At 61.9% G+C, this 15195-nt stretch carries 14 protein-coding genes and 2 pseudogenes; 12 read left to right on the top strand and 4 right to left on the bottom strand.

What is annotated here, in order from left to right:
* Positions 1 to 36: 36 nt before the first annotated feature.
* The 6 genes from dgcB to CC207_RS13090 all read left to right on the top strand — a co-directional run bounded on the left by dgcB (position 37) and on the right by CC207_RS13090 (position 6890).
* A complete protein-coding gene (dgcB, locus tag CC207_RS13065; RefSeq protein ID WP_088852221.1) occupies positions 37 to 1989 on the top strand; it encodes a dimethylglycine demethylation protein DgcB in 1953 nt (650 codons plus the stop codon).
* The gene (locus CC207_RS13070; RefSeq protein WP_028688445.1) at positions 1989 to 3221 is read left to right on the top strand and encodes an electron transfer flavoprotein subunit alpha/FixB family protein; all 1233 of its coding nucleotides are present in this window, start codon (positions 1989 to 1991) and stop codon (positions 3219 to 3221) included. Before dgcB ends, CC207_RS13070 begins: the two co-directional genes overlap by 1 nt.
* Before the next feature lie 11 nt (positions 3222 to 3232).
* On the top strand, positions 3233 to 4003 hold the full coding sequence (locus CC207_RS13075; protein ID WP_028688444.1) for an electron transfer flavoprotein subunit beta: 771 nt from the start codon (positions 3233 to 3235) through the stop codon (positions 4001 to 4003).
* Positions 4004 to 4454: 451 nt separating this feature from the next.
* Positions 4455 to 5297: an RHS repeat-associated core domain-containing protein gene (locus tag CC207_RS28305; protein ID WP_088852222.1), complete on the top strand. Its 843-nt coding sequence runs from the start codon at positions 4455 to 4457 to the stop codon at positions 5295 to 5297.
* An 81-nt stretch (positions 5298 to 5378) separates the two neighbouring features.
* Entirely contained in the window at positions 5379 to 6140 is a 762-nt protein-coding gene (locus CC207_RS13085; protein WP_081791507.1) for an RHS repeat-associated core domain-containing protein, read from the top strand.
* 6 nt (positions 6141 to 6146) lie between these two features.
* Positions 6147 to 6890 carry an RHS repeat-associated core domain-containing protein gene (locus CC207_RS13090; RefSeq protein ID WP_088852223.1) on the top strand — a complete coding sequence of 248 codons (744 nt, stop codon included), beginning with the start codon at positions 6147 to 6149 and terminating at the stop codon, positions 6888 to 6890.
* 150 nt (positions 6891 to 7040) lie between these two features.
* Here the strand turns inward: CC207_RS13090 and gbcA are convergent, their stop codons facing one another.
* Both gbcA and CC207_RS13100 read right to left on the bottom strand, forming a co-directional pair.
* A complete protein-coding gene (gbcA, locus tag CC207_RS13095) occupies positions 7041 to 8333 on the bottom strand; it encodes a glycine-betaine demethylase subunit GbcA (protein ID WP_028688443.1) in 1293 nt (430 codons plus the stop codon).
* 71 nt (positions 8334 to 8404) lie between these two features.
* Entirely contained in the window at positions 8405 to 8632 is a 228-nt protein-coding gene (locus tag CC207_RS13100) for a protein GbcA (RefSeq protein ID WP_175406147.1), read from the bottom strand.
* Between CC207_RS13100 and gbcB the strand changes: the two genes are divergently transcribed.
* Positions 8631 to 9731, top strand: coding sequence for a glycine-betaine demethylase subunit GbcB (gene gbcB, locus CC207_RS13105; protein ID WP_028688442.1), 1101 nt, complete (start codon positions 8631 to 8633; stop codon positions 9729 to 9731). The two genes, CC207_RS13100 and gbcB, sit on opposite strands and share 2 nt — an antisense overlap.
* A gap of 124 nt (positions 9732 to 9855) precedes the next feature.
* The gene (locus tag CC207_RS13110; protein ID WP_143496111.1) at positions 9856 to 10617 is read left to right on the top strand and encodes an RHS repeat-associated core domain-containing protein; all 762 of its coding nucleotides are present in this window, start codon (positions 9856 to 9858) and stop codon (positions 10615 to 10617) included.
* Between the two features lie 55 nt (positions 10618 to 10672).
* Here the strand turns inward: CC207_RS13110 and CC207_RS28310 are convergent, their stop codons facing one another.
* Complete coding sequence (locus CC207_RS28310) at positions 10673 to 11545, bottom strand: methyl-accepting chemotaxis protein (protein ID WP_371916449.1); 873 nt, start codon at positions 11543 to 11545, stop codon at positions 10673 to 10675.
* Positions 11528 to 12337: pseudogene (locus CC207_RS28315) on the bottom strand (MCP four helix bundle domain-containing protein); the annotation flags it as partial. The pseudogene CC207_RS28315 and the gene CC207_RS28310, both read right to left, overlap by 18 nt.
* A 237-nt stretch (positions 12338 to 12574) precedes the next feature.
* Here CC207_RS28315 and CC207_RS13120 point away from each other — a divergent pair.
* The 4 genes and pseudogenes from CC207_RS13120 (at position 12575) to CC207_RS28325 (ending at position 15177) form a co-directional block, all read left to right on the top strand.
* Positions 12575 to 12805, top strand: a complete 231-nt coding sequence (locus tag CC207_RS13120) for a hypothetical protein (protein WP_028688440.1) — start codon at positions 12575 to 12577, stop codon at positions 12803 to 12805.
* Complete coding sequence (locus CC207_RS13125) at positions 12802 to 13104, top strand: cell division protein ZapA (RefSeq protein ID WP_028688439.1); 303 nt, start codon at positions 12802 to 12804, stop codon at positions 13102 to 13104. The genes CC207_RS13120 and CC207_RS13125 overlap by 4 nt, the downstream gene beginning before the upstream one ends.
* Before the next feature lie 231 nt (positions 13105 to 13335).
* Positions 13336 to 14316 (top strand): annotated as a pseudogene (locus CC207_RS28320) (cache domain-containing protein); the annotation flags it as partial.
* A 132-nt stretch (positions 14317 to 14448) separates the two neighbouring features.
* Positions 14449 to 15177, top strand: coding sequence for a methyl-accepting chemotaxis protein (locus CC207_RS28325; protein ID WP_371349952.1), 729 nt, complete (start codon positions 14449 to 14451; stop codon positions 15175 to 15177).
* The last annotated feature ends 18 nt before the right edge of the window (positions 15178 to 15195 follow it).

The following is a 15195-nucleotide window of genomic DNA, read 5'->3' on the forward strand; positions in this document are numbered from 1 at the left end:
AGCGGCGCAGGATTCTAGCTGTTGTGGGAGCCTCCCATGTTGAACACCCTCTTACCCATCCTGCTGTTCGCCGCCCTCGGCCTGGCGGTGCTCGGCGCCCTGCGCCGGGTGCGCATGTGGCGGCGTGGGCGGCCGAGCAAGGTTGACCTGATTGGTGGCCTGCTGGCCATGCCACGGCGCTACCTGGTGGACCTGCACCATGTGGTCGAGCGCGACAAGTACATGTCCAAGACCCACGTGGCCACCGCCGGCGGCTTCGTGCTGTCGGCCGTGCTGGCGATCCTGGTGCACGGCTTCGGCCTGCACAGCAAGATCCTCGGCTATGCCTTGCTGGTGGCCACGGTGATCATGTTCACTGGCGCGCTTTTCGTCTTCAAACGCCGGCTCGATCCGCCTTCACGCCTGTCCAGGGGCCCATGGATGCGCCTGCCGAAAAGCCTGCTGATGTTCGCGGCGAGCTTCTTCATCGCCACGCTTCCGGTTGCTGGCATCCTGCCGGAAGGTACTGGCGGCTGGGTGCTGGTCGTCTTGCTGGGTGTCGGTGTGCTGTGGGGCGTGTCCGAGCTGTTCTTCGGCATGACCTGGGGCGGCCCGATGAAGCACGCCTTCGCCGGTGCCCTGCACCTGGCCTGGCACCGCCGCGCCGAACGCTTCGGCGGTGGCCGCTCCACCGGCCTCAAGCCGCTGGATCTGGAAGACCCGAATGCACCGCTGGGCGTGGAAAAGCCGGTCGATTTCACCTGGAACCAACTGCTCGGTTTCGACGCCTGCGTGCAGTGCGGCAAGTGCGAGGCCATGTGCCCGGCGTTCGCCGCCGGCCAGCCGCTGAACCCCAAGAAGCTCATTCAGGACATGGTCATCGGCCTGGCCGGTGGTACCGACGCACAGTTCGCCGGCAGCCCTTACCCGGGCAAGCCGGTCGGCGAGCATGGCGGCCATCCGCACCAGCCGATCGTCAATGGCCTGGTGGATGCCGAGACGCTGTGGTCGTGCACCACCTGCCGCGCCTGCGTCGAGGAATGCCCGATGATGATCGAGCACGTCGATGCCATCGTCGACATGCGCCGCCACCTGACCCTGGAAAAGGGCGCCACGCCGAACAAGGGCGCCGAGGTGCTGGACAACCTGATCGCCACTGACAACCCCGGCGGTTTCGCCCCGGGCGGGCGGATGAACTGGGCGGCCGACCTCAACCTGAAACTGCTGTCCGAGGTGAAGCGCACCGAAGTACTGTTCTGGGTCGGCGACGGCGCCTTCGACATGCGCAACCAACGCACCCTGCGGGCCTTCGTCAAAGTGCTCAAGGCCTCGGGCGTGGACTTCGCCGTGCTCGGCCTTGAAGAGCGCGACAGCGGAGATGTGGCCCGTCGCCTGGGCGACGAGGCGACCTTCCAGCAACTGGCCAAGCGCAACATCCAGACCCTGGGCAAATACAGCTTCCAGCGCATCGTCACCTGCGATCCGCACAGCTTCCATGTGCTGAAGAACGAGTACGGTGCGCTTGGCGGCGAGTACCAGGTGCAGCACCACAGCACCTACATTGCCGAGCTGATCGCCGCGAACAAGCTCAACCTCGGCCAGCACAAGGGCGGCAGCGTTACCTATCACGACCCGTGCTATCTGGGCCGCTACAACGGCGAATACGAAGCCCCGCGCGAAGTGCTCAAGGCGTTGGGCATCGAAGTGCGCGAGATGCAGCGCTCGGGCTTCCGTTCCCGCTGCTGCGGCGGTGGCGGCGGTGCGCCGATCACCGACATCCCCGGCAAGCAGCGTATTCCCGACATGCGCATGGACGATATCCGCGAGACCGAGGCCGAGCTGGTGGCGGTGGGTTGTCCACAGTGCACGGCAATGCTCGAAGGCGTGGTCGAGCCGCGTCCGCAGATCAAGGACCTGGCCGAGCTGGTCGCCGATGTGCTGATCGAAGACGAAGCCCCTGCAACCGCGAAGTCGCAGGCTGCCAAACGTGAACCTGCGGAGGTGCACTGATGAGCGACATCATCCGCCGCGACCCACGCGCCGAGTGGATCGCCCGTAACCGCCTGCATCCGCTGCACGCGGCGATGCAGACGCAACAGACGAGCTGGATGGGCCCGCACGGGATCATCCGCAAGAACCCGCACGCGATCGCCGCCGGCTTCATCGGCCCCAGCGGCCTCAAGCGCATCGACCGCAGCGGCGCCCAGCAGGGCACCGGTGTCGGCGGGCGACGCAGCGCGGCCGCCGAAGTGCAGTTGCCGCTGCACAGCGTGGCGCAACCGGCCTTCTACATTGCCGTGGTCCCGGACATGGTCGGTGGTCGCCTGGGCAGCCATGACCGCGACCTTTTGGGCCTTGCCCACAGCCTTGCCGGCGGCGACGGCGCGGTGCTGGCCATCGTCTTTGGCGAGCACAAGGAAAACAACTTTTCCACAGCCGGCGTCGATCGCTTGCTGGTCATCGAGGGCGAGGCCTTCGCAGGTTATGCACCGGAGCAGCTGGTCCAGGGCCTGCGGGCTGTGGATAACCAGTTCGCGCCGCGTCACTGGCTGCTGCCTGACAGCCGTACCGGTGGCGGCGAACTGGGACGTCGCCTGGCCGCGGCGCTGGGCGAACGCCCTGCGACGCGGGTGTGGCAGGTCAAGGACGGCCAGTGCATCGGTCGTGCCGGTGCCGGCCAGCAGGATATCCAGCGGAGTGTGCCACGCCTGATCCTCGCCGCCGCCGAATGTGCCGAGCCGGTCAGCGAAACCCGTCATGAAGCGTTGCCGGTGGAGTTGTCCACAGGCGTGGCACGCAGCCTGTCGCGTATCGAAGACCTGGGTTCGGTGGCCGTGGACCCGGCGGCCATCGCCATGGCCGAGGCCGAGTTCATCGTCTCCGGCGGCAACGGCGTCAAGGATTGGGACCTGTACCACCGGGCCACGGCGGCCCTCGGCGCCACCGAGGGCGCATCGCGGGTGGCGGTGGACGACGGCTTCATGCCGCGCAACCGCCAGGTCGGCGCCACCGGCACCTGGGTCACGGCGCGGGTCTATGTGGCTGTGGGTATCTCCGGTGCCATCCAGCACCTGCAGGGTATCGGTGCCTGCGACAAGGTGGTGGCGATCAACATGGACCCGGGCTGCGACATGATCAAGCGAGCTGACCTGTCGGTGATTGGTGACAGCTCGGCAATTCTCAAGGCACTGATCGAGGCTGTGGACAACTTCCGCAGCGGCGGCCAGCGCGACGCGGCATAGGGGCAGCGAGCATGAGTACGAAAGTCATCAGCCTGGTCTCGATCGGCGCCCACCCCAGCTCCGGCCGCGCCCGCCGCGCCGAGCAGGATGCCCGTGCCGTGGAACTGGGCTTGCAACTGGCTGGGGATAACTTGCAGGTGGTGCACGCCGGCGATCCTCGCGAAGAGGCACTGCGTGCCTACCTGGGCATGGGGCTGGATCATCTGGATGTGCTGGAACAACCCGCCGGCGCCGATGTATTGGGCGTGCTCGGCGATTATCTGCGCGACGCGGGTGCCCAGCTGGTGCTGACCGGCAGCCAGGCCGAAACCGGCGAAGGCTCGGGCATGCTGCCGTTCCTGCTGGCCGAGAAGCTGGGCTGGCCGCTGGTGGTGGGGTTGGCCGAGGTCGAGTCCATCGACAACGGTACCGCCCAGGTGCTGCAGGCTCTGCCAAGGGGTCAGCGGCGTCGCCTGAAGGTGCGCCTGCCATTGCTGGCAACTGTGGATAACGCTGCGCCCAAGCCTCGACAATCGGCGTTCGGCCCGGCCCGGCGTGGTGTGCTGGCGGCGCGCAATGTGGCAGTGATTGAGGATTCGTTGCTGGCCGAGGATGCCCTGCAACCGGCCAGGCCACGGCCCAAGCGGCTCAAGGTGATCAAGGCCAAGAGCGGCGCCGACCGCATGAAGGCCGCGACGGCCAAGGCCAGTGGCGGGGGGGGCAAGGTGCTCAAGGATGTATCTCCACAGGAAGGCGCCGAGGCTATTCTCAAGCTGCTGGTAGAGGAGGGGGTACTACGCTGATTTTGCTCACATTCACTGTTGGTCACGCTGTGGATAAACTGTTCGAATACCGCTGAAGCCCTTGTCAATCAATGTGTCTGCAGGTTTGTTCAATTTCTGAGCACTGGCATCTCCATTCATCATGGAAGCTATAGCGAACTGGGATTGATATGAGATATGCACAGACATATGCACAGACCTTGATTGGAGGGGGTTGTCAACAAAGCTTGTTCATGTCTCTGTGGACAAGTTGTTTGTGCAAGGCTGCAAGCACCGGACTCATTGGACTGTGGAGGAGTGACTATTTTTTGTTCATCAATGGTCGGAAGCAGCCAGGCGAAGCTGTGCCTGTGAGTTGTTGAAAAGAGGACCCACTTTACCAGGCGGGCTGCATGACCCTGGTAATTTTGCTAGTTAACGCTCCCTGACAGGCGGTGGTAGTGTTGCTGCCAGGTCAGACAGGGGCTTATCTATGTTCACGGCAAAGCTGTTGGTCACAGACCATCTACTTAGTCCTAGCCTTGTACGGGGGACGTCAGGGAGTGCGCCTGTCTCCTATACCCCCTACGGTGACCGTTCTTCGCGAACGGGTTTCGCATGCACAGGCTTCTCAGGCCAGTTTCGTGAGCCAATCTCAGGCAGCTATCTGCTGGGCAATGGCCGCAGGTCCTACAACCCTCAGCTGATGCGCTTCCATTCACCCGATGCACTAAGCCCATTTGCTGCCGGAGGCCTGAACCCCTATGCGTACTGCAAAGGTGACCCTGTCAACATGACCGACCCAAGTGGCAATTTCCCTGGATACAAGGCGACAGTGATGGGGAACGCGCCGGCACTCTATACGGCAGGTAAAATGGTAGTCAGTAGTCTCTACAATAGAACACTGCCATCGGCTAAAGATACCGTTGTCACGCTCGCCACAGCAGCAGTTGGCGGTGTAGGTATGTATGGTGCTCTGTTGCAGTATCACGGCGATCCGTTGGGTGATGATTATGCTAACTGGACAACGGCGATAAATGGAGTTGGAACGACTGCATATTTATTTATGAGTGATCTGCTGAAAGGCGGTACGTTAAGCCTTGAAAAAGTTCGGGAAGTCGGTGGAAAGGTGGCCAGTTATACCCGCGAAAGTTTCCGGACTCGACATGCAAGAGAAATCGAAATGAAGGAGTTGACCAAAGAAAATAAAGTAGTGCTTAGCACATTCAAGCCGCAGGACAGCGTGGTAAACCTCCTAGGCACAAGTCCAGGCTCGTCGAGTTCGGGTAGCGTGCCTCCTCTTGCTAGTTCTGCTGGATCGCTAATACGAAGCTGATTAGTCACCTGGCTAGATAGTATTCGGCTTCGGCGCAACTACGGGTTATTCGTGCTGTTTCGACCTGTCGAGGTACCGACTATGAGCGTTTCATCATCATTGTTGCAGACGGATCTTCAGTACAGTGCCCTGGCCGCCATGCTTAGAGACGGATCTCGGTTCATTGCTTATACGGTATATGGCGCGTCTCCGGTAATAGTCGCTGGTACCTTGACGGGTTTTGATGGAGTAGTGCGAGACGGCTGTTTGGGGGGGTATCTGCTTGGAAATGGTTATCGTGTATACAGCCCCATGCTGATGCGTTTTTATTCTGCCGACCAGGTGAGTCCATTTGGGCGAGGTGGAGTAAATGCTTATGCGTACTGTCAGGGTGATCCAGTCAATTATCGAGATGACTCTGGGAGGGTGCGGAAACCTGCTCGAAAAATATCACTATCTGAATTCCAACTGGCTTCATTGGCAAGCCTGGCTAAAGAACTGACAAAAGAAATAAGTATCTTGGATGAACAGCTTGAAAAAAGCGGAAGGTTGTTGAGGAGTAGCCCGTCGCGTGGAGCGCCAAGTTCCGCAGAGAAAAGCCTTCGGGAGTCGATGGTGCAATTACAGCTGAAAAGGCATGAGGTCGAGAAGTCTCTTGTAACAGTTAATAATGAAAGCGCCAAGCTTTCGCAGTCAACATCAGCGACGTCATCGGAGTCAGAGTCACAAGCTAGTCAGCCTACTTCGCCCACACTCGCACTAATTTCTGTGCAGGTTCGTCAATCCTCTAGCTCTTCAGTTCACCATGATCCAGAAGCGCCTCGCCAAGTAAAAGAGCATTATTTTGTCTACCCAGGCAGGTGACACACCATGAGACAGGCTACTGTACTTCTAGAAGTTGACAGGCAGAAGAGTGCCTTGAATCTCAATTCGGGTCGTGGGTACACGCCGTTTGGCTACAGGCAGGCATATTTTTCGCTGATGGGTTTCACAGGTCAGTTATGTGAGCGTGGCCTGGGGGCGTATGCGCTCGGGAACGGACACCGCTTCTATAACCCCTGGTTGATGCGCTTCCATTCTCCAGATGCATTAAGCCCTTTTTCCCAAGGGGGGATAAATGCTTATGCCTATTGCGCGCTCGACCCCATAAATCATGTCGATCCTAATGGTCGATGGCTTTATACCGTCGCGAAGAACAATCTCGTGACGGCAAAAATATTCATGGAAGGAATTTATGTTGGTCAGAAGCTTGTAAAGCGCTATATCACCGGTTCAGAGGAGGGGTGGTATGAACCGAGAAAAGTTGGCGAGTATGTTTCCTACGCTTTCAAGGGGGCTGCAGTGGCGTTGTCAGCGATGTCTGAGCTTATAAGCAATCTACCAGGCCCTACGACGCCAAAAGAGCAGGATAGTTACGATCGACTAATGAGTGCCGCCGACAATTTGAAAGGCGCTGCCGCAGTTTTAAGTCTGGGTGCGACAGGTATCGAGATTCTCATCGCAAGTGTAGATATTTATAAAACGGTACAAAAAAATAGGCGAGTCGATGTGCGTCGTGAGGCCGATATGTTGAGGCAGGCCGAGCAAAATGATGATCTACTGAACAGGCTGTAAAAGGCGATGTTTGATCTGGCAAGAGGAACTTGCGGCAGTCGTTACACCCCATCCCAGTGATGACAGGGCTATAGCCGCATCTTCGCATGATGAAGGTGGATTGCCCTACCTGCCGCTGGTTCAGTACTAGGCAGCACGTAGGGCCTGGGGTTACTGAGAAATGACTTCCTTTAGATAAGGCGCCGGCTCGGCACCAAGATTGTTAAGCAAGCGTTGGCTGTACCAGTCAATAAAGTTCACCACCCCGAACTCATAGGTCTTGGAGTACGGGCCAGGCTGGTAAGCGGTAGAATTGATCCCCCGCTGGTTCTCCTCCGCCAACCGACGATCCTGGTCGTTGGTGGCATCCCATACTTTGCGCATCTCCTCTGGGTTGTAATCAACCCCCTCGACCGCATCCTTGTGCACCAGCCACTTGGTGGTGACCATGGTCTCCTGCGCGCTGATCGGCCACACGGTGAACACGATCATATGGTCGCCCATGCAGTGGTTCCACGAATGCGGCAGGTGCAGGATGCGCATTGAGCCTAGGTCCGGATTCTTGATACGGCCCATCAGCTTCTGGCAGGCCTGCTTGCCGTCCATGGTCATCGACACGGTGCCCTTGAGCAGTGGCATGCGCACGATGCGGTTACGCAGGCCATGGCTCTTGTGCAGGTACGGAATCCCCTCGGCTTCCCAGGCGGCGGCCGAGGCGGCCACGTGGTCCTTGAATTCCTGGCTGGCGCGCGGGTCGTTGGTGTCGTCCCATTCCAGCAGGGTCTTCAGCAATTCGGGGTGTGAGCCACTGCAGTGGTAGCACTCGCGGTTGTTCTCCAGCACCAGTTTCCAGTTGGCCTTCTCCATCAAGGTGGTCTGCACCGCCACCTTGGTGTTCTCCATGTCGTACGGTTCCATGTAGTGGTCGAGGGTGGCGAGGAACTCGTCGATGGCTGGCGGGTTCTCGGCCAGGCTGATGAAGATGTAGCCACCGGCCACCTTCACGTTCACCGGTTTGAGGCCGTACTGGTTCATGTCGAAGTCGGCGCCCATCTCGGTGCCGGCGAACAGCAGGCGGCCATCGAGCTCATAGGTCCACTGGTGGTAGTGGCAGACCAGCTTGGCCACCTTGCCTTTGTCGCTGACGCACAGGCGCGAGCCGCGGTGGCGGCAGACGTTGTGGAAGGCATGCACCTTACCTTCGGCGCCGCGTATCACGATGATCGGGTTCTTGCCGATCTGCAGGGTGATGTAGTTGCCCTTGGTCGGGATCTCGCAAACCATGCCGGCGATCAGCCACTCCTTGTGGAAGATCTCCTGCATGTCGATCTGGAACAAGCGCTCGTCGCAGTAGAACGGCTGCGGCAGCGAGTAGGTGCGCTCGCGGGTCTGCAGCATTTCGGCGGTGGCCTTGCGTGCAGGTTCCAGTGGATCGCCCAGGCTCAGGGTTGCGGTGACGTCCATCGTGTGGTCCTCGTGGCCGCGCGCGGCCGGCTGAAGTGGCTAATCGTTGTTGTAGTGCCGCAAGGCTGTTGTTAGCGATAAACAACCTGTTGTTTTGCCGAGGAGTGTGCGTCCGGGCCGGGAAATGACCATATCCACGGGCGACATGGCCGCATCGAATTCCGACGCGCCAACCCTTGTAGCGCGGGGCTGGTCGCGATGAGCACGCCGATGTCGCGGATGGGAATGTACGGCGCGGTGCGCTTGCGCATTATCGGAGCCATGAGAATGGCCGACAGTCGGCTGCTGGAGATGAACATGTCCGATACCTTCCTCAATCCGGTTACCACCCAGACCTGGGCCAATGGCCGCCACATCGTGCGCTGCGTCAAGGTCATCCAGGAAACCTGGGACGTGCGCACCTTCTGCTTCATGGCCGACCAGCCGATCATGTTCTTCTTCAAGCCCGGGCAGTTCGTCACCCTGGAACTGGAGATCGAAGGTAAGCCTGTGATGCGTTCGTACACCATCTCCAGCTCGCCGTCGGTGCCCTACAGCTTCTCCATCACCGTCAAGCGCGTGCCGGGTGGGCTGGTGTCCAACTTCCTCCACGACACCATGCATGAAGGCGCTGAACTGCCGGTGCACGGGCCGGTGGGGTTGTTCAACGCCATCGACTTCCCCGCGGGCAAGACGCTTTACCTGTCCGGCGGCGTCGGCATCACCCCGGTGATGTCCATGGCCCGCTGGTTCTACGACACCAACGCCAATGTCGACATGGTGTTCGTGCACAGCGCCCGCTCGCCGAAGGACATCATCTATCATCGCGAGCTGGAGCAGATGGCCTCGCGCATCCCCAATTTCAGCCTGCACATCATCTGCGAAAAGCATGGGTTGGGTGAGCCCTGGGCCGGTTACCGCGGTTACCTGAACCAGCGGCTGATGGAACTGATTGCCCCGGACTACCTGGAGCGCGTGATCTTCTGCTGCGGGCCGACGCCCTACATGAACGCGGTCAAGCGCATGCTCGAGGCGGTCGGCTTCGACATGAAGAATTATCACGAGGAATCGTTCGGTGCGACGCCGCCTGAGGCGAAGGCCGACGCGGTGGAGCATGCCGAAGCGGCTGCCGATGCGCCGGAAGTGGATGTGGCCGACCTCAACCTGGTGGAGTTCGTCGGTAGCGACAAGAGCATCCGCGTGGCCCCTGGCGAGACCGTGCATGCGGCGGCCGCCAAGGTCGGGCTGATGATCCCCAAGGCCTGCGGCATGGGGATCTGCGGCACCTGCAAGGTACTCAAGCTCGGCGGCGAGGTGGAGATGGAGCACAACGGCGGGATCACCGAGGAGGATGAGGCCGAGGGTTACATCCTGTCGTGCTGCAGCGTGCCGAAGGGGGATGTGCGGATCGAGTATTGATCTACATTCGCAGGGGCCGCAAAGCGGCCCTGGTTACATGGGGTGCCTGATATTTTTGCCAGTTCCACTAGCGCCGCATCGCTGCCAATCTTCGGATGGAATTCACGGCGAAGGATTGTGGACAATGCCTACCTACTTGTTTGCCTGCGACAAGCAGAACACCCCCCTTGGCGGCATTGGTTTTTCCGATCGGGGCTTTACCGCCTATGGGGCGTTAACGTCACCGATCAGCCCGATGACAGGTTTCTGTGGACAGCCTCGGGACGCCCGGATGGATCGCTATCCATTAGGCAATGGGCACCGTCGGTACAGTCCTGCCTTGATGCGGTTCCAAGAACCTGACACGTTGAGTCCGTTCGACAAGGGCGGCATCAACGCGTACATGTATTGTGCGGGAGATCCGGTGAACCGGCTTGACCCGACTGGCGGATACTCTGCCTTGGTCTCGCAGATCATTCAGCGCTCCGGGACCATCGCATTGCATACCGCCTCGCCGCTGGCGTTGTTGTTGGGGCCAGAGCCCAAGGGGGCGTTGGCGGTGAACGCCACACGGGTTGCCCTGGCTGGTTCCGCCACCAGTGTGGTGGCAGCAGGGTTGGGGTTGGCCGGGGTGGGGGCGGCAACCTATGTTGCCAATGCCGGGACCGCTCTGCTGGCAGCGGGGGCAGGAACTCGGATTGCCAAGGCGGTCTGGGAGAACCGAGCGGAGCTCTGGCAGCATGTCAAGGAAAGTGTCAGCACCAATGTAAGGGCAGTGCTGGGCCTGCGCAGAGAAACAAGTACGCCGTCGACAACCGATGAAATGCCCAACGTTCGGGTGTTCACGCTTGACGACGTACCTGTTTCACCGACTGAGGCCAGAAGTGGCATCAGGAACTCTGCCTGATGCCGTTGGTTTAAGGTTGGCTAATCGCGGACTTGCTCCCCGATGGCTGCAAAGGTCAGGTACGGAATCGAGCCACCAGGCCGTTCAAGTCAACCGCCAGGCGCGACAGCTCGGCACTCGCCGCGCTGGTCTGATGTGCCCCGGTAGCGCTCTGCACCGACAGGTCGTTGATGTTCACCAGGTTGCGGTCCACCTCGCGGGCGACCTGAGCCTGTTCTTCCGCCGCACTGGCAATCACCAGGTTGCGCTCGTTGATCTGCGCCACTGCACCGGCGATGGAGTCCAGCGCCAGGCCCGCGCCACGGGCGATGTTCAGGGTTGACTCGGCGCGCTCGGTGCTGGTGCGCATCGAGTCCACGGCCTGCTCGGTGCCGCCCTGGATGCTGCCGATCATCCGCTCGATCTCGCTGGTGGACTGCTGGGTGCGATGCGCCAGTGCGCGCACCTCGTCGGCGACCACGGCGAAGCCACGACCGGCCTCGCCGGCGCGGGCGGCCTCGATGGCGGCGTTGAGCGCCAGCAGGTTGGTCTGGTCGGCCAGGCCGCGGATCACGTCGAGCACCTTGCCGATATCGCGGGACTGCTCGGCCAGGTGGGTGATCAGCTTGGCGGTGGACTGTACGTCGCCGCTCATGCGTTCGATGGCGCCCACGGTCTCCATCACCAGGTCGCGGCCATCGCCTGCCGAACGGCTGGCTTCGCTGGAGGCCTCGGAGGTGCTTACCGCGTTGCGCGCCACTTCCTCGACCGCGCTGGTCATCTCGGTGACGGCAGTGGCGGCCTGCTCGATCTCGTTGTTCTGCTGCTGCAGGCCACGGGCGCTTTCGTCGGTGACGCTGTTCAGCTCCTCGGCGGCGGAGGCCAGCTGGGTGGCGGAGCCGGCGATCAGCTGCAGGGTGTCGCGCAGCTTGTCCTGCATCTTGGCCATGGCCTTGAGCAGCCGCGCCGCCTCGTCGGTGCCTTCGGCGTGAATGCTGTGGGTCAGGTCGCCCTCGGCGATCTGCTCGGCGGCCTGCAGCGCTTCGTCGATGGGCTTGACGATACTGCGGGTAAGCAGGAAGGCGAACAGCAGGGTCAGCACCGTGGCGGCCACCAGCAGGCTGATCACCAGGGCGAAGGCGCCGCTGTACTGGTCGGCGGCCTGGGCATTGGTGGCGCTGGTCTGGTCAGTGTTGATGCGCACCAGGGTGTCCATGATCTTGTTGATCTGTTCGGAGTTGTCCAGCAGGTCGCGGTTGAGCAGGTCGCGCAGGGCGTCCAGATCGCCGGCCTGGCTCAGCGTGCGCATGCGCGCCTCGAGCTGGCGGTACTGGTTGAGCAGCAGGCCGTACTGGTCGAAGGCGGCCTTCTCGTCGGCGGCGGTCACCAGCGGCTCGTAGGCGCGGCGGGCCTTGTCGATCTGTGCGTTGCGCTCGTCCAGCAGGCGCAGGGTGTCCTGTTGGGTGGCCGGTTCGCGGTTGAGCAGCAGGCGGTAGGACAGGGTGCGCAGGCGCAGGTTGAGCGCGGTCAGCTCGTCGAGGGTCTTGATGCTGGGCACGCTGATCTCCTCGATGGTCACGCCGGCCTGGCGGATGTTGCCCATCTGGATCAGCGAGAACACGCCGAGGCCCAGCATAAGCAGGCCGATCACGGCGAACCCGAGCAGCGCGCGCGGCGCGATATTCATATTGCGTAAGGACATGGAGGCAGTTCCCAAGGCAGAAGAGGTGCCGCGATCCATGCGACGGAAGAGGACCTGCCTGCCTATCGGTCGTGACCGGCCAGTCTTGAGTCCGTCAGGCAAAAATTGTGAGGCAGCTAACTATTTTCCTGACCAGCGGTTGATCCAGGTCGGAACAAGGGAGCCGATCCTGGGTCAACCTGAACCCGGCAAACACCTTTTGAATCCGATATTTAATGGCGGGGGCGGCAGTTTTTCCTTATCGTGTGCGCCCTTTGCAACAACCGAGATAGACGCATGTTGGAAACTTCCCTGAATCAACTCGAGCAACTGGTCAGCGACCTGATGCACAAGAACGCGCAACTGGCCGAGCAAAACGCCAGCCTCGGCCAGGAACTGGCCCAGGCCAAGGAAGAGAATGACAGCCTGCAGTTGTCGCTGATGGAGCAGGAAGAGAAGCACGGCGCCACCGCCGCGCGCATCCAGGCCCTGGTCGAGCGCGCCAGCGCGGGTGTCGTGAACGCATGAGACTGCAAGCGCAGCCGGTCAATGTCGTGTCGATCCTGGGTAACGACTACTCGCTCAAGGCGCCCGAAGGCCAGGAAGAAACCCTCTCCCAGGCCGTGCGCATGCTCAACGTCGCCCTGGCCGAAACCAAGCGCAACTATCCGACCCTGATCGGCGACAAGCTGCTGGTGCTGGCCGCCCTGAATTTGTGCTCCAAGCAGATCGAACTGCAGCGCGAGCACGACCGCACCCTCGAGCGCACCCAGGCGCAGATCGACGCCACGGTCGATGCCATCAGCAAGGCCGTCTCCGACGTCTGACTGACGCCATCGCGCGGCGACTGGTAGCAGGCTTGCCCCGCGACTAGGGCGGCCGTTGTGTCGCGGATCACTGGAACAACTGGATACTTAAGTGTATACACTTCCCGAAAAACAATAATTATCGGGGAGTGGAACATGCGCATCTGGCGGCGGAGTATCCAGTGGCAACTGATCGCAAGCATGGGCGCCGCCCTGCTGGCGAGCATCCTGGTGGTGGTGGCGATCTATACGATGGCGCTCAACCGCCTGACCGAGCGCTACCTGGTGGACACGGCGTTGCCGGCCAGCGTCGAAGCCATTCGCAACGATATCGAGCGCATGCTCGGTCAGCCGCTGGTGGCGGCGGCGGACATTGCCGGCAACACGCTCCTGCGCGACTGGCTGGCCGCCGGTGAGGCCCCGGCCGAGCTGCCGCGCTTCATCGAATACCTGGAGGCGGCCAAGCAGCGCAACCACGCCTTCACCACTCTGTTCGCCTCGACTGTCACCGGCCACTACTACAACGAGAAGGGGCTGGATCGCACGCTCAGCCGCGCCAATCCCAAGGACAAGTGGTTCTACGGCTACATCGACAGTGGTGCCGAACGCTTCATCAATATCGATATCGACGGCTCCACCGGCGAGCTGGCGCTGTTCATCGACTATCGGGTCGAGAAGGACGGCCAGCTGGTCGGCGTGGCCGGCATGGGCCTGCGCATGACCGAGCTGTCGAAGCTGATCCACGACTTCAGTTTCGGCGAGCACGGCAAAGTGTTCCTGGTGCGCAATGACGGCTTGATCCAGGTCCATCCCGACCAGCAGTTCAGCGGCAAGCGCCAGCTTGCCGAGCAGCTGGACGTCGAGGCGGCCAAGGCCGTGCTGGTGGGCGGTGAAGGTCTGCGCAGCAGCCGTTTCCAGCGTGATGGCAAGGATTACCTGGCCCTCGGCTTGCCCCTGCGAGACCTGAACTGGACCCTGGTAGCCGAGGTGCCGGAAGCCGAGATCTACGCCCAGGCCCGCCAGGCCATCTGGCAGACCTGCCTGATCGGCGGCGGCGTGGCGCTGCTTTCGCTGTTGCTGGTGGTACTGTTGGCACGCGGTTTGGTGCGGCCCATTCGCCAGGTCACTGCCGCATTGGTGCAGATCGGCGGTGGCGCGGGAGACCTCAGCCATCGCCTGGACGACTCGCGCCAGGACGAACTGGGCGACCTGGCCCGTGGCTTCAACCGCTTCCTCGACAGCCAGCGCGACCTGATCGGCGAGGTGCTGCGTACGACCGAACGCCTGCACCGGTCGGTGGAGCAGGTGACCCTGGTGGTGGACAACACCGCAGAGCGCTCGGGCCGCCAGCAGGAAATGACCGAGATGGTCGCCACCGCCGTGCACGAGATGGGCCTGACCGTGCAGGACATCGCCCAGAATGCCGGCTCCGCCGCCCATGCCTCGCAGTCGGCGCGTGACGAGGCGCTGCAGGCGCGGGAGGTGGTGCGCCGTTCCATCCACAACATCGAAGGCATGTCCGGGGAGATCGGCCGCGCCGCCGAGGCGGTGACGCAGCTGGCCGACGAAGTCGCCTCGATCGACGAAGTGCTGGCGGTGATCCGCAGCATTTCCGAGCAGACCAACCTGCTGGCGCTCAACGCCGCCATCGAAGCGGCACGGGCCGGCGAGATGGGCCGGGGGTTCGCCGTGGTGGCCGATGAGGTGCGGACCCTGGCGCGGCGGACCCAGGTATCCACCGACGAGGTGCAGCAGATGATCCACCGCCTCAAGCAGGGCGCGGGCACCGCCGTGGCGTCGATGCAGGCGGGGCAGCAGGCGACCGGCAACGGCGTCGAGTCAAGCCAGCGCACCGGCACCTCGCTCGGTGCGATCACCGATCAGGTCGAGCGCATCAGCGGCATGAACGAGCAGGTGGCCACCGCCACCGAGGAACAGTCGGCGGTGACCGAGGAGATCAACCGGACGGTGCAGGGGATTTCCGACCTGGCGCGGCAGACGGCCAGCGAAGTGCAAGGGTGTCGCGAGGAGTGCCAGGCGTTGCGTGGGCTGGCCGATGACCTGGCGCGGCAGATGGGTGGGTTCCGCCTCTAGCTGATCGCGGGGCAAGCC

The organism is Pseudomonas sp. DrBHI1 (genome assembly GCF_002205115.1).
In the GTDB taxonomy this organism is placed as follows: Bacteria; Pseudomonadota; Gammaproteobacteria; order Pseudomonadales; family Pseudomonadaceae; genus Aquipseudomonas; species Aquipseudomonas mosselii.